We start from the raw sequence: 25,120 nt of genomic DNA on the forward strand, positions 1-25,120 counted from the left end.
AGTATATATGACATCGTTTACGATTAAAGTTAATAACAATAATTTATATTTATCATGTTTGCAGTAATTGAGACTGGTGGAAAGCAATATTTAGTAAAAGAAGGCAGTATAATAAAGGTAGAGAAGTTAGAAGCTGAAGAAAAAAAAGAGGTGGAAATCAATAAGGTGATTTGTATTTCAAATAATGGCTTATCTTATTCATCTAATGCTACTGTTAAAGCTGAAGTGTTGGAGCAGTGCAGGAGGGAAAAAATTATAATCTTTAAGAAGAAAAGAAGAAAAAATTACCGTAGGAAAACTGGTCATAGGCAGTATATAACTGTTCTTCGTATCAATGAAATTAATCTTCAAAAGTAAGAGGTAAAATATGGCAACTAAAAAATCAGGTGGTAGTTCCTGTAATGGTAGAGATTCAGCAGGTCGTAGGTTAGGAATAAAGAAGAATGGGAAGGTTATTCCTGGTAACATAATTGTGCGCCAAAGAGGCACAAAATTCCATCCTGGAAAGAATGTTGGTATAGGTAAAGATCATACGATTTTTGCTAAAATAGAAGGCTGGGTCAGCTTTAGAAGGTCAGCAAATAAAAAGACTTTTATTGATATCTTGCCTACAGATAATATGAAAGCTTCAGCTTGAATAAATCATGGGTCTGTAGCTCAGGTGGTTAGAGCGCACGCCTGATAAGCGTGAGGTCGGAGGTTCAACTCTTCCCAGACCCACCATTTAATAATTACTAACTGTGTTTTTTATAGCGGTTTTGGTATTATATAAGCAGAAACCTAAAGCATGAGTTCATATAAAAATTTAGTAACCAGTGAATCAGTGGCGGCTGGTCATCCAGATAAAGTAGCAGATCAAATTTCAGATGCAATACTTGATGAATACCTTTTCACTGATCCTTTTGCGCGAGCTGCAATAGAGACTTTAGTCACCAAAGATAACGTTATTATAGCTGGGGAAGTATTCGGACCTAACATCAAAAATAGCAGGATTGAAAGTATTGTACGGAATACAATAAAAGATATTGGTTATGAGCATGATGGTTTCCACTGGAGAAAAGTGAAGGTAAATATACTGCTGCATGAGCAATCAAATGATATTGCAATAGGGTTGGATCAAGGTGCTGGGGATCAGGGCATAATGTATGGCTATGCAACAACAGAGACAGAAAACCTTATGCCAGCACCCATTTTTTATGCACACTCGATTCTGAAAAATATCATGAGCGCAGTTAAAGAAGCAAAACTTGGTCCGGATGCAAAATCACAAATCACTTTGGCATATGAGAATAACCTCCCGGTACGTGCTGAAAGTATTATTGTCTCAATACAGCACCCTGAGAATTTGGATCAATCAAAAGTAAAAGAAATAATTTATCCTTACATAGTTTCATCTTTACCTAAAGGGTGGATATGTCCTGAGGAAAATCTCTTAGTCAATCCAACTGGTAGATTTGTTATTGGTGGACCGGTTAGTGATTGTGGATTAACCGGACGAAAAATTATGGTTGATACCTATGGAGGTTATATTCCACACGGTGGAGGGGCATTTTCCGGAAAAGATGCAACCAAAGTTGATAGATCTGCAGCTTATATGGCAAGATACCTTGCTAAAAATATTGTCTTTGCCGGCTTGGCCAAACGTTGCCTTGTACAGCTCTCTTATGCAATTGGTATCTCAAAACCTACTTCATTCTACATCGATACACTTGGTACAAATACAGTAGATGAAAAGAGGATTAAAAAATTTATTGAAGGTAGCATAGATTTATCAACAAAAGGCATAATCAAGCATTTATCGCTTAATCGCCCTATATATAAACGTACAGCCTGTTATGGACATTTTGGTAAAGAGTCAGAAAGTGACGGTGGATTTTCTTGGGAAAGCATAAACTTGTCTGCTGATCTTCGTAGAGAATTCAATATAGAAGGTAATAGTAAAATTTCTTTAGATTGCTAAAATTTTTGATTTACAGCCCCATATTTATATACTAGCTTATTGTTAAAGCATAGCACGCTTTTTCATAATAATTATACTATATTAGTAATAATTTTTATATTCAATTTTTATTGTGAGGCTTATAAAGTGTATAACGAAATAGAAGGAGAACTGTACAACGTAATTGTAAAAGAGTTTTCTGATCTTATTGATAAAATAAAAGAACACCCTTTTAATGTTGAATTGATAAATAATACATTAGATTATGAAAAATTCAAATTCTACCTTCAGCAGGATTTTCTGTATTGTATAGATTGCGCTCGTGCTTTTTTAATTGTTGCAGCTAGAGTTGATGATATTGAAATGATGAGTAGTTTAATCAATTTGGCACAAGGAGCATTTTATGTTCGAGAACAGTATAAAAAATATTTTGAAGATTGTGATCTATCTGATGATCACAAAAAGTCAAGAGCTTGTTCTGCCTTTACTGACTTTTTCATGAGTGCCGCATATCACAATTCTGTTAATGAAGCTTTAGTAGCATCTTATTCTTGCTTTAACATATACCAAATCGTTATACGCCATATGGTAAATGAGATAACAACTAAAGGGGTTAAAAATAACAAATACAAAGAGTGGATCAACATTTATAGTAGCGAAACAGTAAATGCTGTAATTGATGAGGTTACTGATATTACAAATAAGCTATATAAAAAAGCTAGTGACTGTGAAAAAAAGAGGATGTATGAGTTTTTTAAGAAAGGGCTGGAATTAGAAATAATGTTTTGGGATGAGGCATATTACTCTAATATATCTAGCAAAGAATATTAGCAGCGGATTATTTACGTTAACTTGATCTTTTATCGGTAACTACAATGTTCAGTGGCATAATTAGGAGCTGTTACGGGTCAAATCTTTTAAAGGATATAATTGAGCACCCTTTTAATGTTGAGTTAGCGAATAACACCCTAAATATAGAGAACTTCAAATTCTATGCTCAACAAAAGACGTTGTTCTTAGGTGATTATATTCGTACCACCTTAATTACTGCATCCAAAATGGAAGATTATAGTAGTATTATCTCGCTTGCTGAAGTAGCCCAAAGAGTAGTGACTGTTAATAGAATGCTATATGACTACTACTTTACTATGTACGGTATAAGTCGCGAAAAGAAATCTCTTGAGTGTTTTAATTTCACTAATTTTCTTTTATCCATCTCGCATAGTAATACCTATGAGGCTATGACGGTTTTGTATTCTTGCATGTTTATATACGAGACTGTCGTTGATAGCATGAAAAATAGATTCAAGAAAAATAATAGATATAGGGATTGGTTTAATTTTTGTTACAGTGATTCAGTATAGCTCTTCTCATAATAGTCAGAACAAATCATAAAAAAGCAGAATCAACAGCTTGACGGAAAGACTGAAAAATAGGGATATTTTTTCTAGCTCTGTTCTTTATAGCAAACCAATGATGCTCAATTTCGTTAAAGTCTGGAGAATATGGAGGAAGATAAAGAATTTCAGCACCTACTCCTTTAGCAAGATCATCGATTTTTTTAGATTTATGGAAAGCAGCGTTATCAAGAATTACAGTTTGGCCAGACCTTAAAATTGGAGTCAAAAACTGCTCAAACCAAGCCTCAAAAACATCCTTGTTGCAGTATCCCTCAAAGGTCAATGGAGCAATGATTTTCTTTTTATTTAGAGCTGCAATCATACTGACACGCTGAGTTTTTTTACCTGATTTTAGTGAATGAAACCTCTCTCCTTTTCTGCAATATCCGTATGGGTAGTCTTCTGTATTGTCTATCCCAGATTCGTCAATATATACAAGATTTTCAGGATATTTTGTTGCTATAACCTTTGCAAATTGAGCTCGCTTTTCTTCATTTCTTTCTTTATATCCGTAGGTCTTTTTTTCTTGTAAAGCCAATATTTTTAAGTGCGCGGTGAATCGTTTGTCGACTGATATTGCCCCAGAGTTTAGCCATCTCTGACTGAGTTTTGCCGCCATGGTTTTTTGCAAATTCGGTGAAGACATTCCAGTCGGTAATTTTATGGTTATATCCTACGCTTCCAGGCTTTTTTGACTGAAAATCTCCTGTTTCCTCACGCCTTTTCTGCCACTCATATAAAGTCGTTTTTCCAATTTTAAATCTCTTGGCAACAGTTGCTCTACTTTCTCCCTCATCCAATGCTTCCATTGCTTTTTTCCTTAAGTCATAACTATACGCTGCTGGCATACAAACCCCACTACCATAAATCCATATCTTACCTTATTTGGATTATTATGAGAAGAGCTATAAAGTCTGGATGCATTATTTTGGAAAATATTGTTGATGGATATTGCAGCAGAGCAAGAGAAAACGAAAAGAGCAGAATGCTTGAGTTGTTTAGAATAACTGCACAATTTGTGTTAGATTTTTTGAACGGTGCATATAATTTTTCAAGATTCAATCAATTTCCTAAGGAACATTGACAATTTTAAGCTAATTTGTATCCTTAATAAGTATTTTTTAAAATGCTATGAAAAGTAAAGAACATGATTTTCATTTAGTGGATCCAAGCCCTTGGCCAATTGCTGTATCAGCAGCAATTCTTATTCTTGCACTTGGATTAGTTGGCGCGCTTCATAAACAAATTGTCGGAATGTTTTGTTTAGTTTTGGGAATCTCCGCAGTATCAGGGGTGCTGTTTTATTGGTGGAGAGATGTAATAAGGGAGGCCATTTATGACAAATGTCACACTGCCATTGTAAAACATGGACTCAAATTTGCAATGTACTTGTTTATTCTCTCGGAGGTCGTATTTTTTATAGTGTTCTTTTGTTCATTCTTTAAAGCCTGGCTTGATCCAGTTTTTTTATTTGAGGCGTTTTCTCCTGCAAAAAAAGTTGAATGGCCCCCTGAGGGAATTTTGCCACCTGATCCGTGGTCACTACCATTCATGAATACATTAATATTATTGCTTTCTGGTACAACAATTACTTGGGCAAATCACTCTTTACTTAAAAATGATAAAAAGAGCATGATTAAAATGCTGTCCATAACTATATTGCTTGGAGTTTTTTTTATAATAGTGCAAGCAATAGAGTATCATGAAGCGAGTTTTTCTCTACAAGAAACAGGAGAAAAGCTTATTTATACATCCAATTTTTATATGATTACCGGTTTTCACTGCGCACACGTTATAATAGGAATAATATTTTTATCAGTGTGTTTATTTAGAGCACGGAAAGGCCAATTTACACTTCAGGACCATTTGTGCTTTGAGTTTGCCTCCTGGTATTGGCACTTTGTAGATGTAGTCTGGATATTTTTATTTTTGTTTGTCTATTGGTTAAGCGTTTATTAAGTGGTTAAAATAATAGGTCTAGATCCAGGAATAAGCAAGACTGGGTGGGCCATTATCAGCCTGAACGAAAAAAATAATATTGAATTTTTGGGCGGCGGTACCATATCAACTGATGGTAAATTGGGTACAGGTGAACGCCTACATACAATTTTTGAACAATTAAAGAAAGTAATTTCCCTATACTCTCCGAATGAAGCTGCGGTAGAAAAAATTTTTGTTAATAAAAATCCTAAATCTTCACTAACTTTGGGATATGCAAGAGGGGTTGTAATTTTAGCGTTAAAAATAACAAAGCTAACTATGAATGAATATGATGCAAACTATGTAAAAAAAAGCATTACCGGAAATGGCCATGCTGATAAGGATCAGATTATATTTATGGTGAAGCAAATAGTTAAAAATTTGAGTATAAAATGCCACCATGCTGCTGACGCTCTTGCTGTAGCAATTTGTCATGCTTATACGAAAGGTTCTTGTTTTGTTGAGTAACTTTTATATGGGATTCAGTTTGAAGATTTCCAGATCTGGAAAAACTATTTGATTGTATTTATCTTGTCTAACGTTCGTTGCAAAATAATACATGCGGAGATTTTATCATCTATTTTTTTCGATTTTGTGATTGATATTCCAGTAATTTTTAGTGTATGAGTTGCGATAGATGTTGAGAAGCTTTCGTCTTGTAAGTATATATTTACTTTATATTTTTTTATTATTTTATTTGCGAATTGGATTATAGTTTTACACCATTTAGTTTCTTGCTCGTCCATTTTTAATGGTAGTCCTATTACCATTGATCCAGATTCATTTTCTTTGAATATTCTATGCAGATAACCTAAATCTTTGCTCATATTTTTTCTGTGATATATGCTATGAGCTGTGGCTATGAGCTGTGTTTTATCGCTAAATGCTATGCCTATTTGCTTTTCTCCCATGTCAAGGCACATTATGCGCTTATCTTTTGGAATAGACTTTAGAAACTCATCTGGATTTCTATGTAGCATCTATTAGACTTCCTTTAAAGTGACCTTACCAAAAAAGTGGAGAGAAAGTTAAGAAAATTTTTTACAAAAAGAATAATGAATCAAATTGCTCAGGAATGCAATAGACTTCTTGCATAACCCAAACTAAGTAGAAAAAAGGTATCATCTAAGTAGCTGACACTGGTTTCCATCCAAAAGGGCAGTGCCCCTATGATGTCATTCCAGTGCTTGACACTGGAATCCAGACTTTAATTGTTATACTTGTAAATAAGTCTGGTGAGAATAGACGTTCATCTCAAAATGCAGTATTTTTGTTGAAATAGCTCAACTGGATTCCAGCGTCACGCGCTGGAATGACACCTTTGTGTTTGCATAGCTGTACGAACATTGTGATTTGAGAGCAATCTCCACAAGGGAGGATGTCATTCCAGTGCCCAGACACTGGAATCCAGGAAAAAGAATGGTGTCATCCAAGTAGCTGACACTGGGATCCAGAAGACTTAATTTCAACCAAATAATAAAGGCTGGATCCCAGTGCTTGGCACTGGAATGACAGCAATCCTACGTCATACCGCGATTCATTCGCGGTATCTCGGCCGCTAACAAGTAGCGGGATGACGGTTATCGTTTAGCTACAAACATTAAGAAATTTACCAAACGAAAAAAAAGGCAAAAGAAGCCCCGTGGTTGGCTAATTACTTACATTATACTTTCAAGTATGGCGTTTTTTTATTCTAAACACTTAATAACCGCGATTCAGTTGCTTTTAAACCGCAACTAATCTAAATTATAAACGTTAAGAAATTTACTAAACAGAAAAAAAGGCAAAAGAAACCCTAGGGTAGCTAGTTATTCACTATCCATTTTTTAAGTTGGCGTTTTTTTATGTTTTAAACGCTTTATAAGCGCGTTTCAGCTTATGTAGGTAGAAGTTTTATAAAGACATAAGGTGCACATAGTGCAAAAAATTAAACATGAGACGCCAGATACGTGAGTTTTTTTGTCATTTAATCTGTACAGAGAAGATAAATAAATAGCTTCAATTTTATGATAAGAGGGCTGGCGAAGCTTGTCAAGTAATCTTTTGCATTTAACCCGTTTCTATGGGTAAAACAATCTGCATACCACTTAGCTAACATGAGTTTTGTTTTGACTTTTTGTGCTAATTTTGCAGAATATTAAGATTATCATTTAAATAAAATACATGACGAAAGAGGATTGGGAAGCGGTAATTGGGCTTGAGGTACACGCTCAAGTTTCTTCTAATACGAAGCTATTTTCTAGCTCATCAACGGAATTTGGTGCTGAGCATAACACTCAAGTTTCTCTAGTTGATGCGGCAATGCCAGGTACGCTGCCAATACTAAATTATTACTGCATAGAGCAAGCAATACGCACTGGTCTTGCACTTTCTGCAGAAATTAATAAGTATTCTTACTTTGATCGGAAAAATTATTTTTATCCTGATTTACCACAAGGTTACCAGATAACTCAGTTTTTTGAGCCAATAGTTAAAAACGGTAGAGTATTTATCAACGACAATGAAAAAGAAATAAGAATTGCGAGAATTCATTTAGAGCAAGATGCAGGAAAGAGCGTTCATGAGGAAAGCAAAACTTATGTAGATTTAAATCGTGCAGGGGTTGCTTTAATGGAAATTGTTTCAGAACCAGATCTCCGTTCATCTGCGGAAGCTGCAGAATGCATGAAAAAATTGAGGCAGATTTTGCGTTACATTGGTTCGTGTGATGGTGATATGGAAAAGGGATCACTTCGTTGTGATGCAAATGTTTCTGTCCGCCTAAAAGGCAGTAGCGCACTTGGCACTCGTTGTGAGATAAAAAATCTGAACTCGATACGTTATATTGTGCAAGCTATAGACTATGAAATACAAAGACAAATTGAAATTTTAGAAAGTGGGGAAGAAATAAGTCAAGATACCTTATTGTTTGATGTTGCTTCGGGAAAAACAAAAGTGATGAGAAGCAAAGAGGATGCAAGCGACTATAGATACTTCCCTGAGCCTGATTTATTACCTGTTGAGGTAAGCCAGGAGAAAATTGATTCTATTAAATCATCTTTGCCTGAGTTACCAGATCAAAAAAAGCTGCGATACATTGAGGAATTAGGTATCAATGAATACGATGCAAACGTCATTACTTCCGATAAGGCGATTGCTGATTACTTTGAGGAATTGATAAAAAAACATGATTCAAAGCTCGCGGTCACCTGGTTAACTGTAGAGCTTTTCGGTCGTTTAAATAAAGCAAATATTGATATTGTGAGCTCCCCAATCAAAGCAAATGCTTTGTCCGAACTCTTAGATTTTATCGTTGATGAAACAATCTCTGCTAAACTTGGCAAACAGGTATTCGATAGTATGTTTGAAACTGGCAAACCTGCATCTTTAATTATAGAAGAGCAAGACCTAAAACAAATAACCGATAAAGGTCAAATAGCGGAAGTTATCGACACAATCGTCAATAACAACCAAGATAGGGTTCAAGAATATAAAAGTGGTAAAACAAAGTTATACGGATTCTTTGTTGGTGAAGTTATGAAATCCACTAAAGGAAAAGCCAGCCCTGATATCGTGAATTCAATTTTGAGTGAAAGATTAAGTAATTAGTCACATTTTTTTATTTACATAACAGCACATCTCGTAGATATTCTCAGATTTACGCTACGATATCTTTAATCTCATGACATATAATTTTATTATTTTTTTACCATTTGTCGGCACCATCTTTAAAATTATGTGAGGTTGAGGATGCCTGTAAGATTATCCTGCTCGGCGGTTAAGCGCACCTTTCATGGTATTATGTATCAAGCAAGATGGCTAATGCTGTTTCCTAAACATGCAGTAGATAGAGAGTATTCTTTCCGCCTATTCACAGAGAAAAAATCAGCTAAGGATTTTGATGATATTGTTCTTCGGTATGAACAAGATGGGAAAATAGTACATAGATTCATACAAGTCAAGCACAGGCAGGGTAGGCACAAAAAGATCAGTATAGGTGACTTATTAACACCGGGAAAGAATGGTGCATTTGGCTTAATAAAATATCTCATTGCTTATTTAAAGATCAAAAGTAGTGGAGAGTTTGAGGGTGAAATAGAGGATTTTGTCATTATTACAAATGATGATTTTGATTCCGCGGATTCGACATCGCATCCAGTAAGAAAGCTGAGAATGATGCCGAGTGGGAAGAATAAAGGAAAGGAAATTTCAGTCATAAGAATAGACACACAAGATGAGTTTCTGGATGTAGGTGATGGTGTAAGATATAAATTTGATAATAGTATTATCTCATACTTGCAGGAAAATAAGGATTTTATAAAGGGTGAGGTAGGTGGACAAGTTAGCGATAAAGAAATAGAAGACTTTTTAAATAAATTAGTATTTGCAGTCAATTTGCCAAGCGGAACTGAACTTAGTGAAATTATTAAGAGTGAATTGGGCAAGGAATTCAGCAATACTGATGCAAGTCACTTCTACAGCCGTTACCAGGAAGAAGTGCTGATTTTGCTGGAAAAAGAAGAAGAGGAGTTTCTATCATATGAACAGGCGAAAGCCCTAATTGAAAAAATAAGAGAGGAAATTTTAGGAGCGGTTTGGTTTGATGTCAGAGGTCCAGTCAGACTATTTACAGGAAGAGATGAGGAATTGGGAATGCTACATGATTCGCTACGACGCAATCCCAAAGGTGCTGTAATTTCATACATAACGTCTATTAGTGGCCCTGGGGGGATGGGAAAAAGCCAGTTGGCTAGAAAATATGCTTGTAAATATAGAAGATATTATGACGGCAATGTTATATGGATAGACGCTGAAAACTTTGAAACTATGAAAGATTCTTTCTTGAGATTAGCTAGAGATAATAGACTAGGTATTTCTCCCAAAGATAAGTACAGAAACGACAAAACGATAGAAACTATTGTTAGAGAAGTATTTGCTTTCTTTGCAAGAAGGAGGAGCCTGTTCATTTTCGATAACGTTCAAGAGTACAAAAAGATAAGTAAATTTTTGCCATTTTCTTTATCTCCTGATCTTAACAAGCCTCATATTTTGATTACTTCACATGATCAAGAACTGGAGAAGGGGATAGATGTTATAGTATAGCTCTTTTCATAAAAGTCCGGATGTGATAGGATAAGGGTAGATGATGATAAGGAGGTTGAATGCCAGCAGCATATAGTTATGATTTAAGAAAAAAAGCAATGGAAGCACTAGACGAAGGAGAAAGCAGAGAAACAGTGGCAGCAAGATTTAAGATTGGACGAACTACTTTATGGGAGTGGCAGCAAAGAAGAAAAGAAACAGGAGACTTTCAATCAAAAAAACTTGGAAATGGGGGTTACAATCACAAAATTACCGACTGGGATACCTTTGCCAAATTTGCCAGAGAACACGGAGGAAAGACTCTATCGGAAATGGCTAAACTTTGGAACAACGTTAGTATCCAAACGATCTATCGAGCCCTTAAAAAAATTGGATTTACGCGCAAAAAAAGACATATGGATACAAGGAAAGAAACGAAGAAAAACGTGCTGAATTTTTGAAAATTATAGCGACAAAAGAACCTAAAAACTTAGTGTATATAGATGAGTCTGGCATTGATAACACCGAAGACTACCCCTACGGATATTGCCAGAAAGGACAGCGGTTTTATGCCTTAAAATCTGGAAAGAAAACTCAACGAATCAGTATGGTTGCAGCCTTAAGTGGAAGAAAGATAGTTGTTCCGTTAACCTTTGAAGGCCACTGTAATATGGATGTTTTTAATGGATGGTTTGAGCAATTTTTGACACCGATCTTGGAACCTGGACAGACTGTCATTCTTGACAATGCTACTTTTCATAAGTCTGATAAGATTATCGAGCTTGCTAAAGGGGTTGGTGCAGAAATTTTGTATCTGCCGCCTTATTCTCCAGATTTCAACAAAATTGAGCATCATTGGTTTGCTATAAAAAACAGAGCCAGGAAAAACATTCCTCTATTCGAATCCTTTCGTCGTGCTGTTGATTCTGCCTTCCTATGACCTGTTTGGACTATTATGAGAAATGCTATACTAGAGGGATTGGAACTAAAAGACGCTATAGAATTTGTTAAAAAAGGATTTAATATACCAAAAAAAGATAAATCGCAAGATCGGGAGATAGAAAATTTGGTAAGAAGGTTGCAATGCTTTCCTTTAGCTATACAACAAGCAGTATCATATATCGAAGACCAGAGAATAACAGAGAAGTTCGAAATTAGTGATTATCTAAAAGAGTATGAAAAGAAAGCTAAGAAGTTACTTAAGTCTAAAATATTTCAAGGAATTGATAATGACTATACTAAAACAACTTTTACAGCTTGGGAAGTTACGATGGATAAAGTAAGAAGTGATGAACAATATGGACCATTAGCTTCAGAGATTTTAGATGTTTTGGCTTATTTTGCACCTGATAAAATCGCTAGAGAAATATTCTTAAATTTGGTAAGTGATTATAAGAAAAAGCAGTTAAAGCTAGCCATCCGTTTACTTGTGAGATATTCCATGGTGGGCGATGAACAAAACCAAAGTGTATTAAATGTCCATAGGTTAGTACAGAAAGTAACAAGATTAAAATTACAAGAGAACCGACAAGAAGAGAAAACCCTCAGAAAAGCTCTAGAATTGATAAATAGTGGTAATGCGGCGCAAAACAGTGCAAGTCATGCTACATCTATTTGGAGATATGTAAGTAAACAAGGTAAGTTAATTGGTGACTTTTATTTTAATTCCACTTACGGCGAATACAGTAGTACACCATTACATTTACTTACGGGAAATGGTAATTATAAAGCAATTAAGGCCATATTAACGCATATGGAAGAAAAATATTCAGACAAATTTAGAGGGGTTGTTAATGCTAAATGTGAGTATAGCGTTACTCCATTACATTTAGCTGCTGGAAGTGGATGGTTGAACATAGTGGAATACCTGATCGATAAAGGTGCTAATGTTGATACTAGGGACTATTATTATCAGACACCATTATACTGGGCTGTTAGGTATGGAAAATTAGACATAGTAAAGTATTTTATAGGTAAGGGTGCTAATTTTGACACTGAAGATTGGTTTTGCTGGCCTCCGTTGTACTGGGCTGTTGAGAGCGAAAATTTTGATATAGCAAAATATATTATGAAAGAAAAAGGTATTGATGTTAGTACTAGGGACAGCAATGGCAAAACTATGTTTCATGAGATTGTTAGGTTTGCAAAACTAGAGGCGGTAAAGTACCTTGTTGGTAAAGGAATTGATATTAATATTAAAGACAGATATGGTGATACTCCACTACATTGGGTTGTTACCAGGGGAGAGATTGATGTGGTAAGGTATTTTGTAAGACGAGGTGCTGACGTTAATGCTAAAGGTAATAATGATCTAACACCATTGCACTGGGCAGTTCTGTACGCGAACTTGAAGGTAGTAAGATGTCTTGTTGAAGGTGGTAGTGATATTGATGCCAAAGGTAAACATGGCTGGACACCATTACACTTGATTGCCAAGAATAACCGTCTATTATGGGGAGATGATTTGAATGGAATGTTGGAAACAACAGAATACCTCATTCAAGAAAATGCTGGTGTTAATGCCAAGGATAAGTATAGCAACACTCCACTCCATTTTGCTGCTATGAAGGGAAAGGTTGATATGGTAAAAATACTGCTAAAATATAACGCTGATATTAATGTTAAGAACAGAGATAATGAAACTCCGTTGCACTATGCTGCTAGAAGTGGAAACTTAAAAGTAGTGGAATATCTTGTTAGAAAGGATACTTATTTTAGTATCAAGACTAAAATTGGTAATACTTTATTACACTTTGCTGTTAAAAGTGGAAAACTAAAAGTAGTAAAATATTTTATAGAAAGAGGTATTGATGTTGATGTTAAAAACAGGTGCAATGAAACTCCATTACATCATGCTGCAAGAAATCGAGACTTAGAAATAATGAAATATCTTATTGAAAAAGGTGCTCAAGTCAATGCTAAGGGTAAAAATGACGAAACACCGTTACACCTCGCTATCCATATGGCTACCTTTAGTGAGGACTTAAGTATAGTAAAATGTCTGATCAGTAAAGGTGCCGATGTTAATGTTAAAAACGGAAGTAATGAAACTCCATTACACACCGCTGTTGAAGATGAAAACTTAGAACTAACAAAGTACCTTATTGAAAAAGGTGCTAATGTCAACGCTAAGGATAAAGATGGCAAAACACCACTACATCATACTACTCTGATGAGAAAAGTTGATATAGCTATGGTATTACTAAAACACAACGCAGACGTTAACACTAAAAATAATGAAGGAAGAACAGCATTACATTATGCCACTGATTTCAATCATAGGGACCTTGTGGAATTGCTTTTAGCTCATGGTGCACCCCATGACTATTGAAATTTTGCATTTAATTTATAGCTCCAGGCTATAGGATGACAGAAGTGGGCTTTAATAGCTGTAGTACTATAGCTGTTATACTCCAAAAGTAAGTATTAGATATAACAAATAGAAGAAATTAGATAGAATGATTAAAGGGGCAAGGATATAAAGGTTTAACTTAAAATAACCTGATAAAATTTGAATCACACTTCCAAGTGCTGGCACCCACGAAAGTAATAAAGTTGCAAAAATTAGCAAATTTTTTGTAACTTTTGGCGTTGTATATTCGTTTTCTAATTTGTGGTATGATTTTCGTATAGAGATTGTTATTCTACCTAAGTACCAGTTAACTATTCCACCAAGGCTTGATCCTAGTACTCCAAAAAATAACATAAGTAGTGGAGTGTGATACGACCTGAAATAAAGCATGGTATTGAACACAAAACCTTGATGTATGGGTAAGACTAATGATGATACTAGACTATCTGTGAATAACAGGAAGTAGTTTTCCATATGAATTTACCAGGTTGTTGTACCATCTTCATTGTCAGAAATTGTAATCCCCATTTGTTTCAACTGATTTCTTATTTTGTCTGCAGTATCGTAATTTTTATTTTTTTTTGCAATTTTTCTTAAGTCTATCAACCTTTCTATTTCTTGATGATTTACATCCACAGCAAACCACTTTTCATAACTTAACTCAAGAAGACCAATAAATCTGGCACTTTTAACAAAACTCTCAGTTAATTTAAGCTTTTCACTTTCATTACTCATTTTGTTAATTTTTGCAGCCATTTCATGTAATATAGCTAGAGCTTCAGGGATGTTTAAGTCGTTTTTTAAAGCGTCTATAAAATCTTTAGAAATCTCTGCGTTACTTTCATCAATATTTATTGTATCTAAACCACGTGATAGCAGATAAAATTTATTTAAGGTTTCCTGTGCGTCAGAAATAACGTTTTCTGTCCAATCAAGTGGTTTTCTGTAGTGAGTTTTGAGCAGTGCATAGCGTATTACTTCACCCTTTATTCCACTATCTAGCAAATCTCTTACTTTGACTATATTAAATAAGGACTTGCTCATTTTTTCTTCATTTACTGTAAGAAAGCCGTTATGTATCCAGTATTTTGCAAACATTGATCCAGCAAATGCAGACTTACTCTGTGCAATTTCATTTTCATGGTGAGGAAATTGTAAATCTATGCCGCCACCATGAATATCAAAATCTTTGCCAAGGTAAGCATATGACATTGCTGAGCATTCTATATGCCATCCAGGCCTGCCCTCTCCCCATGGGCTATCCCAATAACTTGAAAGTTTGTAGTCAATATCACTTGCAGGCTTCCACAGCACAAAATCTCCCGGGTGCTTTTTATTTTCATTAACTTCAACTCTGCTACCTGGAACCAATTCATCAGTTTTTTTTCCTGATAAAGCACCATATTCATGGTAAGATTCTATATTAAAATACACGTGTTTGTCAGATTCATAAGCGTGGCCTGATTGCAGCAAATGTTCAATTAATTTTATAATATAATCTACGTTTTCCGTTGCTTTTGGTTCGTATGTTGGTTTTTTACAATTTATGCTTTCCATATCATCATGAAAAGCTTTAATGTAATATGTGGTTATACTTTCTATGTTGCTATTTTTTTCACTTGCTGCATTAATTATCTTATCATCAATGTCGGTTATGTTACGCACATAGGTAACTTTGCCATAACAAAACTTAAGTAGCTGAAATAACACATCATACACAACAACAGACCGTGCATTGCCTATATGTGCTGTGTCATATACTGTTGGTCCGCAAACATACATTTTCACATGATCTTTATCGATAGGTGTAAAAAGCTCCTTTTTTTTTGTTAAGGTGTTGTAAAGCCTAACCATATACGAAGCTTTTGAGAAAAGAAAATGCCCCAATGATAAGTTGTGGCCCTTTGACTACTACAACAAGAGTAAGCAATAGCCCACACAATGATATTAAAACTCCCAATATGGATAGAAACCCATCTTTACTCATAATGCCAAGCGAAATAAGAGTCGTACCAATTGCAGGAATGAAGTTAGTAAGAGGCAATGGAAGAGCTATCGATAATGCAGAAAGCAACATTACAAAAGCTAAAATCTTTTCACCGGGCCCATAGAAAATAAAAGACATTCTTGGTTTCATGAACTTTTCTATTTTTTTTAATGCTGGAGAAGTTTTCTCTACCACAAAAGCTAGTGTTGAACGCTGAAAAGATCTTCTTTCTAGCCAACTGGGCATCCAAGGAGAATCAAATCCAAATAAAAGCTGCAATGAGAATAAGATTAAAGGTATAGAAAGAATAGTTGTATAACCAGGTGGAACCGGTATAGGCACCGATAGCGGCAAGGAGAAGATGATTATTAAAATACCAAAACCACGCTCATGCAAAGCTGTTTTAATGTCAAACAAAGTTACTTTATCGCTATCATTGTTATTGGTATCTGCAACTTCTTTTAGAATATCAGAAGCTAATTTATCACTTTTAGTCAACTTATCATTTTTTGACACGAAAAACCTTTGATAAAAATAATTCTTAACACAATTATTGTTTTATTTCAATATGCATTATTCATTTTGCGCTAGTAATTCGTTCTTTTGTTAAAGTGTTGTAAAGCTTTTAAGAAGAGAAAGTGCTCCGGTTATAAGTTGTGGTCCTTTGACTATTACAACAAGAGTAAGCAACAACGCACACAATGACACTAAAACTCCCAATATGGATAGAAACCCGTCTTTACTCATAATGCTAAGTGAAATAAGAGTTGTGCCAATTGCAGGAAGGAAGTGAGTAAAAGGTAATGGAAGAGCTATTATTATTGCACAAAGCAACATCATAAAAGCCAGAATCTTCTCACCAGGCCCATAGAAAATGAAAGACAGTCTTGGCTTCATGAATTTTTCTATTTTTTCTAATACAGGGGAAGTTTTCTCTACCACAAGAGCTAGTGTTGAACGCTGAAAAGATCTTCTTTCTAGCCAACTGGGCATCCAAGGAGAATCAAATCCAAATAGAAGCTGCAGTGAGAATAAGATTAAAGGTATAGAAAGAATAGTTGTATAACCAGGTGGAACCGGTATAGGCACCGATAGCGGCAAGGAGAAGATGATTATTAAAATACCAAAACCGCGCTCATGCAAAGCTGTTTTAATGTCAAACAAAGTTACTTTATTTCTATCATTGTTATTGGTATCTGCAACCTCTTTTAGAATATCAGAAGCTAGTTTTTTATCTTTAGTTAGTTTCTCACTTTTTTGCACAATTATCCTTTAATAAAATATTCCTCTTAAGCTAACATAGTTGTTGCTGTATTTCAATATTTGTTATTTATTTCATACCAACACTTCATCTCTTTCATTCTTTAACCTGACTAAGTTTTTAAACAGATGACATGCACTAAGGTGCATGTCACGAAGTATGAGGACGCTAACGATCTGGTTCATTAGACGATAATTTTTCTGAGTCCTTAAGCTCCTGTTTAAGGTTTTTGATGCCTTTTCCTAAATCACCCATAACTTGCGGTAATCTGCCTGCACCAAACAGAACTAAAATTATTATTAAGACTAGAAACAATTGCCATGGTCCTAAACTCATTTTCACCTCCATTTAAAATATTGACCTTTAAATATTAAAACTTGACTGAAGTCAAGTAACACATAGATTATATCACCTTTATTTAATTATAAATCAAGGTTTTTTAATTATTTTATAACAATCCCAAACTAGATTATTTTCTTGCAGCGAATAAGTGGAAACTTTTCGCTTAACTGTAGAGTAGAAGAGAGCTCACTAAAAAACTTTGCTAGCGTATCATCTTTAGGCTTATGGTATATATCGCTAGAAACTCCTGATTGAATAATTTTACCATTTTTCATTACGTAGATAAAATCTGCAACTTTCAATGCTTCTTGCGGGTCATGAGTTACCATTAGCACAGGGATATTTTTACTTCTAAAAAGGGACAATATATGTTGTCTTATTCGGCACTTGAGCAGTATATCTAAATTAGAAAATGGTTCATCTAACAACACAACATCAGGGTTTTGTGCCATCACTCTTGCTATTGCAACTAATTGTTGCTGTCCTCCAGATAAGGCGTTAGGGTACATATTTTCATATTTTTCTATATTGAGTAACTTCAAGATTTCCAATGCAATTAGGTGCTTTTCTCTCTTGGAAGAGCTGCGGATAGCAAAGGTTATATTTTCTACTACTGTTTTATGAGGAAATAATGCAGAATGCTGAAAAATCAATCCGATATTTCTATGCTCTATAGCGACTGATGCCTTATTACTTGCAACTAACCTATCATTTATAAAAATAGTTCCAGATTTTGGATTTTCTATCCCCGCAATTAATTTCAAAATTGTTGACTTGCCACAGCCAGAATGCCCCAATAAACATGCAACATTTCCTTTCTTTACTTTAATGTTTATATTGCTTAAAGCAAAGTCGTTTTGATTGTTATAGAAATAACCAATATTGTTAACTAGCATTAATCTTACTTAAACCATGTTATTAAATATAATAGCATTATACTCAAGAAGTACAGAAATGTTTTTTGTCGTCATAAATTGGTTATGCAAGAAATCTAGAAAAGAAAGGATTTTTTGCTATAACTTTACATGAATGGTAGGAAACACGGGACTATAGCTCAGCAGGATAGAGCGTTGGACTCCTAATCCGAAGGTCGTGCGTTCGAATCGCACTAGTCCCACCACATTGCTTCACAAATTTTATGGAGATTTTTTTTCACAAATACGCACACCTTTTTTTGCGGTTTTAAGATATATAGCATTTCTCATAATAGTCCAAACAGGTCATAGGAAGGCAGAATCAACAGCACGACGAAAGGATTCGAATAGAGGAATGTTTTTCCTGGCTCTGTTTTTTATAGCAAACCAATGATGCTCAATTTTGTTGAAATCTGGAGAATAAGGCGGCAGATACAAAATTTCTGCACCAACCCCTTTAGCAAGCTCGATAATCTTATCAGACTTATGAAAAGTAGCATTGTCAAGAATGACAGTCTGTCCAGGTTCCAAGATCGGTGTCAAAAATTGCTCAAACCATCCATTAAAAACATCCATATTACAGTGGCCTTCAAAGGTTAACGGAACAACTATCTTTCTTCCACTTAAGGCTGCAACCATACTGATTCGTTGAGTTTTCTTTCCAGATTTTAAGGCATAAAACCGCTGTCCTTTCTGGCAATATCCGTAGGGGTAGTCTTCGGTGTTATCAATGCCAGACTCATCTATATACACTAAGTTTTTAGGTTCTTTTGTCGCTATAATTTTCAAAAATTCAGCACGTTTTTCTTCGTTTCTTTCCTTGTATCCATATGTCTTTTTTTGCGCGTAAATCCAATTTTTTTAAGGGCTCGATAGATCGTTTGGATACTAACGTTGTTCCAAAGTTTAGCCATTTCCGATAGAGTCTTTCCTCCGTGTTCTCTGGCAAATTTGGCAAAGGTATCCCAGTCGGTAATTTTGTGATTGTAACCCCCATTTCCAAGTTTTTTTGATTGAAAGTCTCCTGTTTCTTTTCTTCTTTGCTGCCACTCCCATAAAGTAGTTCGTCCAATCTTAAATCTTGCTGCCACTGTTTCTCTGCTTTCTCCTTCGTCTAGTGCTTCCATTGCTTTTTTTCTTAAATCATAACTATATGCTGCTGGCATTCAACCTCCTTATCATCATCTACCCTTATCCTATCACATCCGGACTTTTATGAAAAGAGCTATAAATTCCCTAATAATAAAACGGGTTTTGTGTCATTCCAGTACTCCTCTCTTATAATTCACGTATTTAAGAATGACTTCTGCTAAACCTTTACTAATTCCAGGTACGTTTTGAATTTCAGCCAGAGAAGCTTTGCTTATATTTTTCACTGAACCAAAATAAGACATCAACGCTTTTTTTCTTTTGTTGCCAATGCCGGGTATTTTGCTTAATTGTGAAACTATAAACTGTTTATCGCGTTTTTTTCTATGTGAAGTTATCGCAAAACGGTGGGCTTCATTACGCAGCGATTGTAAGTAAAGCATGACTTTGCTGTCATTTGCCAGACTGAATTCTTCCCTGCCCAGCATATAAAATCTTTCATTTCCTGCGTTACGATCAGGACCTTTTGCCATACAAGCAAAAGGAACGTTTATATTCAATACTTCCAGTACATTCTGTACTATGGAAACATGTCCTGGTCCACCATCAATCAGTAAAAAATCAGGTATTATGCCTTTTATATTGCCGGAGAAACGTCTGGTTAGCACTTCCCTCATCATTTTATAGTCATCGCCTGAAAATTTTTCCTTTATAGTAAATTTTCTGTACTCACTTTTTAAAAAACCCTCCTGCCCTGCAACAACCATTACACCAATTTGTTGGTTTCCAAATATATGGCTATTGTCATAAACCTCAATACGCTTTGGAATATTTGGTAACAAGAAGATTTTGCTAAGCTCCTCAAGCTTTTCTAGGTTATTTCTATAATCGATAAGCTTCTGCTCTAAGCTATGCTGAGAGTTATCATAAACAAATTTCAATAAATCACGCTCTTTTTTATTCTTTGCATGCAGAACTTTTACTGGCTTTTGAGCAACCTTATATAGTGCTTGTTCTATAATTTCCTTATCCACAATAGAATCTGGAACGTAAATTTGTATTGGAGGTATGTTAGCTGAATTATAAAAATTGACCAAAAAGGTGGATAAAATTTCATCATTTGAGTGATCACCACAGTTCTCGGCAAAGTAAGGAGTGCTGCCGTAGTTGTCTTTATTTCTGAACGATAACACACTAATACATGCTAGATCCTCTTCACGTACAATACTGAAGAAATCTGCATCTTTTTCAAAAGAAAAATCCGTGTGCTGTATTTGAATTTGCTCAAGAAACTTTACCCGATCTCTATATATAGCAGCAAGCTCATAGTTTTCTTCACTGCTGCACTTTCTCATTGTGAAAAGTAACTGTTCTTTCACTTCCTTATTTCTTCCAAGCAATGTATTTCGTGCCTGTTTTACTGATTGGCAGTAGTCGTCTTTTGTGATTTTGTTTATGCATGGTGCTGAGCAGCGCTTAATTTGATATTCAATACATGGTCTTTTTGTTGAGGAAAAGTATTGATCTGAACATACTCTTAGGAGAAAAGCTTTTTGCAATGACAATATAGTTTGCTTAACAGCAGCGGCAGATGTAAAGGGACCATAATAATGAAACTCATTTTTCTTAAATTTGCCTCTATATTTTGCTATTCTTGGATAATCGTGCTTGGAAATTGTTATATAAGGATAAAATTTTCCATCCTTGAGCACAATATTATAAAGTGGTTTCAATGATTTTATTAGCTGTGCTTCAAGAAGCAGTGCTTCGATTTCATTCTCAGTGATGAATATTTCAACCTTAATAACCTGTAAGAGCATAACTCTAATTCGTTCAGAAAGGTTTTCGAATTGAAGGTAGTCGGATAACCTTGACTTTAAGTTTTTTGCTTTTCCAACATATAAAACTTTATTCTTATCTCCAACCATCTTATACACGCCACAGGATTGTGGAGATGATTTGATTTGTTCTTTATATTGCCTGAGCATTTATCCATTGTTTAACCTGTATGAGGTTAAAATCTGCTACTAAATGAAAGATGGAAACTACATTTTCAAGCAAAGATAATCTGTTTCTTCTCAGCTTATCAGAATCACAGTTAATCTTTATACTGTCCATAAACTGATTGATAAACGGAGCAAAACCAGCAAGTTCATCAAGTGCTACATTAAAGTGGTTATTTTTTATCGCTTGTTTTATGTTTTTACAAGCAGTTATAGCACAATTTGATAGCGCAATTTCTTCACTTTCAATCAAAAACCTCTTACCGTAAGATGCACTATAAGTAGTGCCATCACTTTTCCTTACTTTGCTCATCATGTTACTGACTCTTTTGTAAGTGCTTAGAATTTGTTCACCTTCTGGAGTACTAAGATAACGATCCAATATAACAGTTTGCTTTTCTGCTGTCAGCAGATCATTAATATCGATTTTATATAGTATTGAATCTACAGCATCTTGCCTTATATCTCTATTTTTTAAAATAACCTTGAATCTTTCTAAGCAAAATCTAAATACTAGTTCTGAAATTTGTTTTCTATTCGGCTTATCAACTGACGCTGTATTTTTATTAAATAGAAGCCTTGAATATAAAGATACTGACTTGTCTATCATTAGCCTAATTGGAATATGCAAATTATTTTCAAGTATTGTCCTAATTATACCAATTGTCATTCTCCGCAAACCAAACTGATCATACGAACCAGAGATTTTCTCACCTGCTGCAATTAAACCAACTAAGCTATCCACTTTGTCTGCAATTGACACAGCAATTGCAGAAGGAGATTTAGGACACTCCTGCTCTGGCCCGATTGGCTTATAATGCTCAGTTATAGCTTCCACTATTTCTCTATCTTCTTGAAAATAAGAAGCATAATATCCACCCATTACTCCTTGTAATTCTGGAAACTCTCTTACTATCGATGTTGCCAAATCAGCTTTTGCCAAATATGCAGCACGTTCAACTTTTATCAGCGAAGCATGTGGAATAAATATAGCTATATACTTTGACAGAGCCGTAATACGCTTCACCTTTTCCCCCACGCTGCCAAGTGAAGCATGAAATAATATTGAACCTAATCTTTTGACATAATAATCTAGATTTTCCTTTTTATCTTGAGATATTAAAAATTGGGCATCAGCAAGACGTGCTTCTAATATTCTTTCGTGTCCTTTAACAACTTCACCATTGTTGACGTTGACAACAGTGACAAAGTGTGAAATTCTCTTTCCATTACTTAAAGCAAGGTATTTTTGTTGTGTATTAACTATACTAAGTATTACTTCCTTCGGTAATCCAAATGACTTTTCTTGATTCACTTCACCAAACAGTACGATTGGCCACTCTATAAGCCCTGTCAATTCATTTAGTAAATAATCATTTTTCTCAAGTTGTAAATTCTGCTCTTTTGTGAATTTATTAATCTGATCTAGTATAAATTGCTTTCTTTTGTCCATTTGGAGAATTACACTGTTTTTTTCTAGCAATTCAAAATAGTCTTTAGGTGCTTTAACAGTTAACGCTGTACCACTTGAGAGAAATCGATGGCCATATGTTGTGTTAGATGCTGTGATCCCTGCAAAAGACACAGGTATTATTTCGTCATTTAAAATGCATAAAATGTTTTTGATTGGCCTAACCCACCTTTCTTTTCCTTCGCCCCATCTTATGCTCTTCAACCAAGAAAAGTTTTTGAGCATTTCCTCCAGTTGATTTTTGAGGAATTCTCTGATGTTAAATGAGCAGCTTTCTCTTTTAATGAAGTAAAAATCCTCATTATTTACTTTTCGAACGAGCAAATCTTCTTCATTTTTCTGATATTTTCTTAAAAAACCTTCGATAGCACTTTTTGGTGCGTTAATGTTTGGTCCCTTAACTTCGTTATTGGAATCCTTTAGCTCCAAAGCATTTATGTTGTCGACAAATAGGGTAATGCGACGTGCCGTTATAAAAACCTCCATTGATGTAAATTTTACATTATTTTTGTTAAAAACATTGGCAATACAGCTTTTAACTTGAGTTGCAACTACATTCTGCATTCTCGGTGGTATTTCTTCTGAAAGGCACTCAAATAACAACTGCAACGACATACGCTATTTACTCATGTACAATTCACAACATTTTTTTGTCAGCTCTCTAACTCTACCAATATAAGCTGTACGTTCATTCACACCAAGCACACCTCTTGCATCAAGCAGATTAAGTAGGTGACTAGTTTTAATACATTGGTCATAAGCTGCCATTGGTAGCTCCTTTTCAATAAGGAACTTGCACAATTTTTCCGTATCTTCGAATTGCTGCTGTACCACTTTAGTATCATAATAATCTAATGCTAGATAAGAAAATTCATATTCTCTTTGTTTAAAAATATTTCCGTAAGTTACACCGTTATCGTTCCAAATTATATCGTAAACATTATCTACACCTTGTATGCACATTGCTAAACGTTCCAACCCATATGCCACCTCACCAGGAATCATCTTGCAGTCAATCCCTCCAACTTGCTGTATATAAGTAAGCTGTGTTACTTCCATTCCATTGCATGTAACTTCCCATCCAAGTCCTGATGCACCAACACTTGGGTTTTCCCAATCATCTTCAACAAACTTAATATCATATTTTTCTGTAGATATGCCAAGAGCTTTTAAGCTATCTAAATAGACGTCTTGTAAATTATTACCAGATGGCTTTATTATAACTTGATATTGGTGATGTTGATACAAACGATTAGGATTATCACTATAGCGCCCATCTGCTGGCCTAATTACTGGTTGTAGATATGCAATTTTTGTCGGTTTTGTATCAATTGCAGACATAATTGTTGCAGGATGTAATGTACCAGCACCAACTTCAGATGTGTATGGGTGAAGTATAACGCACCCTTCACTAGCCCAAAAATCTTGTAACTCTTTTATTATACTTTGTAAGTTCACACAAATTGCACACTTTTTATACTAAATATATAAATAAATAAGTACTATTCAATACCTATTTTTTTAACAGTATCATGTAAATAATCACCTAAGACTGCTGAACTTTCTCTCACATACTGAATTATGCTTTTATTTAGGACAATTGCATCATGCATAGTTAAATCGCAGAATATAAATGCTGTTAAATACAGTAAAATCACCGCATAAAATGTGTGAAAAATCCCCTCAAATGTAATTGACATTGCATTATTATAGCTGAGCTGTATTGAACTTATTGGCCATGGTTTTATCACTTCTACGACATTAAAAAATACGTAAGGTATCATAAGAAAAAAGAAAAAGTGCATAAAATCATTAAACCAAAATGGGCATTGAAACATCTGCTTACATATATTCCCATAGAGTTTACTTACAGCATAATAAATTGACATTATTGCTGGCATTGAAAGTGCTACAGTCAGTACTTGCCCTGACGCTATTTGTATTACTATTTCTTCACCACTGTTTGCTGAAGGGTCTTGAGCATGAAAAATAAATATTCCAATTAATTGCATTACTAACATAACTATTGCCAATTTTGTAAAAACAGCAGCTACAACTATTCCTGAGTCTGGCATTTTATATAGTAAGTATTCGCCTCCATATGTAAGAATTAATATAACATCGACAATAAATAATATTAAAAAAGAAGACCAATAGTTCTGCCAACTTGGTAAATATCCTATTCCTAAAAGAGAGCTTACTGTTTTAGCAGGAAAAACCTTGCCTAGCATCTTCCCCAAAAATTTAAAAAAAATCCCCATGTTCTAAGTAACACTTGGTTTATATTATTTATAATACTGTATTGTAATAGACTTATCAAT

The 25,120-nt window shown here is 34.8% G+C and carries 26 protein-coding genes and 2 tRNA genes; 14 read left to right on the forward strand and 14 right to left on the reverse strand.

The genetic code is table 11. The annotated features are described in order from the left end of the window. Positions 1-54: 54 nt before the first annotated feature. The 6 genes from rplU to OPR28_RS02495 all read left to right on the forward strand — a co-directional run bounded on the left by rplU (position 55) and on the right by OPR28_RS02495 (position 3,303). Positions 55-357: a 50S ribosomal protein L21 gene (gene rplU / locus OPR28_RS02470; protein WP_265023437.1), complete on the forward strand. Its 303-nt coding sequence runs from the start codon at positions 55-57 to the stop codon at positions 355-357. 10 nt (positions 358-367) lie between these two features. Beyond that, complete coding sequence (gene rpmA / locus OPR28_RS02475; protein ID WP_010082252.1) at positions 368-637, forward strand: 50S ribosomal protein L27; 270 nt, start codon at positions 368-370, stop codon at positions 635-637. A gap of 9 nt (positions 638-646) precedes the next feature. Beyond that, positions 647-723, forward strand: a tRNA-Ile gene (locus tag OPR28_RS02480). Between the two features lie 64 nt (positions 724-787). Further along, positions 788-1,960: a methionine adenosyltransferase gene (metK, locus tag OPR28_RS02485; RefSeq protein WP_265023438.1), complete on the forward strand. Its 1,173-nt coding sequence runs from the start codon at positions 788-790 to the stop codon at positions 1,958-1,960. A 126-nt stretch (positions 1,961-2,086) separates the two neighbouring features. Continuing rightward, the gene (locus tag OPR28_RS02490) at positions 2,087-2,770 is read left to right on the forward strand and encodes a TenA family protein (protein ID WP_038249063.1); all 684 of its coding nucleotides are present in this window, start codon (positions 2,087-2,089) and stop codon (positions 2,768-2,770) included. Between the two features lie 44 nt (positions 2,771-2,814). Beyond that, complete coding sequence (locus OPR28_RS02495; protein ID WP_265023439.1) at positions 2,815-3,303, forward strand: thiaminase II/PqqC family protein; 489 nt, start codon at positions 2,815-2,817, stop codon at positions 3,301-3,303. A 25-nt stretch (positions 3,304-3,328) separates the two neighbouring features. Here the strand turns inward: OPR28_RS02495 and OPR28_RS02500 are convergent. Continuing rightward, positions 3,329-4,187 (reverse strand): IS630 family transposase gene (locus OPR28_RS02500; RefSeq protein ID WP_265023237.1). Its coding sequence is split into 2 segments (ribosomal slippage): positions 3,329-3,863 and positions 3,862-4,187, totalling 861 coding nucleotides; the frame shifts between segments, so codons are not numbered across the junction. A 47-nt stretch (positions 4,188-4,234) separates the two neighbouring features. Here OPR28_RS02500 and OPR28_RS02505 point away from each other — a divergent pair. Genes OPR28_RS02505 through ruvC form a run of 3 tightly spaced genes read left to right on the forward strand, consistent with a single transcriptional unit; the run spans position 4,235 to position 5,787 of the window. Further along, a complete protein-coding gene (locus OPR28_RS02505) occupies positions 4,235-4,423 on the forward strand; it encodes a hypothetical protein (RefSeq protein WP_265023440.1) in 189 nt (62 codons plus the stop codon). A 47-nt stretch (positions 4,424-4,470) separates the two neighbouring features. Further along, the gene (locus OPR28_RS02510; RefSeq protein ID WP_006279354.1) at positions 4,471-5,298 is read left to right on the forward strand and encodes a cytochrome c oxidase subunit 3; all 828 of its coding nucleotides are present in this window, start codon (positions 4,471-4,473) and stop codon (positions 5,296-5,298) included. Beyond that, positions 5,299-5,787, forward strand: coding sequence for a crossover junction endodeoxyribonuclease RuvC (ruvC, locus tag OPR28_RS02515; RefSeq protein ID WP_209473140.1), 489 nt, complete (start codon positions 5,299-5,301; stop codon positions 5,785-5,787). A gap of 44 nt (positions 5,788-5,831) precedes the next feature. Here ruvC and ruvX read toward each other — a convergent pair whose 3' ends face one another. Together ruvX and OPR28_RS02525 are read right to left on the reverse strand one after the other, a co-directional pair. Beyond that, positions 5,832-6,299, reverse strand: a complete 468-nt coding sequence (ruvX, locus tag OPR28_RS02520) for a Holliday junction resolvase RuvX (RefSeq protein ID WP_010082183.1) — start codon at positions 6,297-6,299, stop codon at positions 5,832-5,834. Between the two features lie 303 nt (positions 6,300-6,602). Next, positions 6,603-6,752: a hypothetical protein gene (locus OPR28_RS02525; protein ID WP_162000089.1), complete on the reverse strand. Its 150-nt coding sequence runs from the start codon at positions 6,750-6,752 to the stop codon at positions 6,603-6,605. Between the two features lie 730 nt (positions 6,753-7,482). Here OPR28_RS02525 and gatB point away from each other — a divergent pair. The 4 genes from gatB to OPR28_RS02545 all read left to right on the forward strand — a co-directional run bounded on the left by gatB (position 7,483) and on the right by OPR28_RS02545 (position 13,711). Beyond that, positions 7,483-8,907, forward strand: a complete 1,425-nt coding sequence (gene gatB / locus OPR28_RS02530) for an Asp-tRNA(Asn)/Glu-tRNA(Gln) amidotransferase subunit GatB (protein ID WP_265023441.1) — start codon at positions 7,483-7,485, stop codon at positions 8,905-8,907. A 192-nt stretch (positions 8,908-9,099) separates the two neighbouring features. Then, entirely contained in the window at positions 9,100-10,401 is a 1,302-nt protein-coding gene (locus OPR28_RS02535; RefSeq protein WP_265023442.1) for an NB-ARC domain-containing protein, read from the forward strand. A gap of 59 nt (positions 10,402-10,460) precedes the next feature. Beyond that, positions 10,461-11,320 (forward strand): IS630 family transposase gene (locus tag OPR28_RS02540; RefSeq protein WP_264705388.1). Its coding sequence is split into 2 segments (ribosomal slippage): positions 10,461-10,785 and positions 10,785-11,320, totalling 861 coding nucleotides; the frame shifts between segments, so codons are not numbered across the junction. 15 nt (positions 11,321-11,335) lie between these two features. After that, on the forward strand, positions 11,336-13,711 hold the full coding sequence (locus OPR28_RS02545; RefSeq protein WP_265023443.1) for an ankyrin repeat domain-containing protein: 2,376 nt from the start codon (positions 11,336-11,338) through the stop codon (positions 13,709-13,711). Between the two features lie 75 nt (positions 13,712-13,786). Here the strand turns inward: OPR28_RS02545 and OPR28_RS06890 are convergent, their stop codons facing one another. The 6 genes from OPR28_RS06890 to OPR28_RS02570 all read right to left on the reverse strand — a co-directional run bounded on the left by OPR28_RS06890 (position 13,787) and on the right by OPR28_RS02570 (position 18,218). Further along, on the reverse strand, positions 13,787-14,206 hold the full coding sequence (locus OPR28_RS06890; RefSeq protein ID WP_155968794.1) for a YqaA family protein: 420 nt from the start codon (positions 14,204-14,206) through the stop codon (positions 13,787-13,789). A gap of 6 nt (positions 14,207-14,212) precedes the next feature. Next, positions 14,213-15,586, reverse strand: a complete 1,374-nt coding sequence (cysS, locus tag OPR28_RS02550; protein WP_265023444.1) for a cysteine--tRNA ligase — start codon at positions 15,584-15,586, stop codon at positions 14,213-14,215. Beyond that, entirely contained in the window at positions 15,579-16,235 is a 657-nt protein-coding gene (locus tag OPR28_RS02555) for an exopolysaccharide biosynthesis protein (RefSeq protein WP_265023445.1), read from the reverse strand. Before OPR28_RS02555 ends, cysS begins: the two co-directional genes overlap by 8 nt. Before the next feature lie 90 nt (positions 16,236-16,325). Next, positions 16,326-16,982, reverse strand: a complete 657-nt coding sequence (locus OPR28_RS02560; RefSeq protein WP_265023446.1) for an exopolysaccharide biosynthesis protein — start codon at positions 16,980-16,982, stop codon at positions 16,326-16,328. 166 nt (positions 16,983-17,148) lie between these two features. Then, positions 17,149-17,316, reverse strand: a complete 168-nt coding sequence (gene tatA / locus OPR28_RS02565) for a twin-arginine translocase TatA (RefSeq protein ID WP_006013840.1) — start codon at positions 17,314-17,316, stop codon at positions 17,149-17,151. A gap of 128 nt (positions 17,317-17,444) precedes the next feature. Continuing rightward, a complete protein-coding gene (locus OPR28_RS02570; protein WP_006280146.1) occupies positions 17,445-18,218 on the reverse strand; it encodes an ABC transporter ATP-binding protein in 774 nt (257 codons plus the stop codon). A 147-nt stretch (positions 18,219-18,365) separates the two neighbouring features. Here OPR28_RS02570 and OPR28_RS02575 point away from each other — a divergent pair. Continuing rightward, positions 18,366-18,442: transfer RNA gene (locus tag OPR28_RS02575), tRNA-Arg, on the forward strand. A 100-nt stretch (positions 18,443-18,542) separates the two neighbouring features. On the opposite strand, the gene OPR28_RS02580 is transcribed toward OPR28_RS02575, so the two are convergent. The 5 genes from OPR28_RS02580 to OPR28_RS02600 all read right to left on the reverse strand — a co-directional run bounded on the left by OPR28_RS02580 (position 18,543) and on the right by OPR28_RS02600 (position 25,060). Further along, a protein-coding gene (locus OPR28_RS02580) for an IS630 family transposase (protein WP_264705388.1) occupies positions 18,543-19,402 on the reverse strand; the annotation gives its coding sequence in 2 pieces (ribosomal slippage) (positions 18,543-19,078 and positions 19,078-19,402; 861 coding nt in all). A 93-nt stretch (positions 19,403-19,495) separates the two neighbouring features. Continuing rightward, positions 19,496-21,313, reverse strand: coding sequence for an excinuclease ABC subunit UvrC (gene uvrC, locus OPR28_RS02585; RefSeq protein WP_182318997.1), 1,818 nt, complete (start codon positions 21,311-21,313; stop codon positions 19,496-19,498). Further along, positions 21,297-23,414: a glycine--tRNA ligase subunit beta gene (gene glyS, locus OPR28_RS02590; protein ID WP_265023447.1), complete on the reverse strand. Its 2,118-nt coding sequence runs from the start codon at positions 23,412-23,414 to the stop codon at positions 21,297-21,299. The genes uvrC and glyS overlap by 17 nt, the downstream gene beginning before the upstream one ends. 3 nt (positions 23,415-23,417) lie before the next feature. After that, a complete protein-coding gene (locus OPR28_RS02595; protein WP_265023448.1) occupies positions 23,418-24,257 on the reverse strand; it encodes a glycine--tRNA ligase subunit alpha in 840 nt (279 codons plus the stop codon). 44 nt (positions 24,258-24,301) lie between these two features. Then, entirely contained in the window at positions 24,302-25,060 is a 759-nt protein-coding gene (locus OPR28_RS02600) for a phosphatidylglycerophosphatase (protein WP_182364786.1), read from the reverse strand. Between the last annotated feature and the right edge of the window lie 60 nt (positions 25,061-25,120).

Origin of the sequence: Wolbachia endosymbiont (group A) of Epistrophe grossularia, assembly GCF_947251435.1 — a bacterium.
GTDB lineage: Bacteria > Pseudomonadota > Alphaproteobacteria > Rickettsiales > Anaplasmataceae > Wolbachia > Wolbachia pipientis.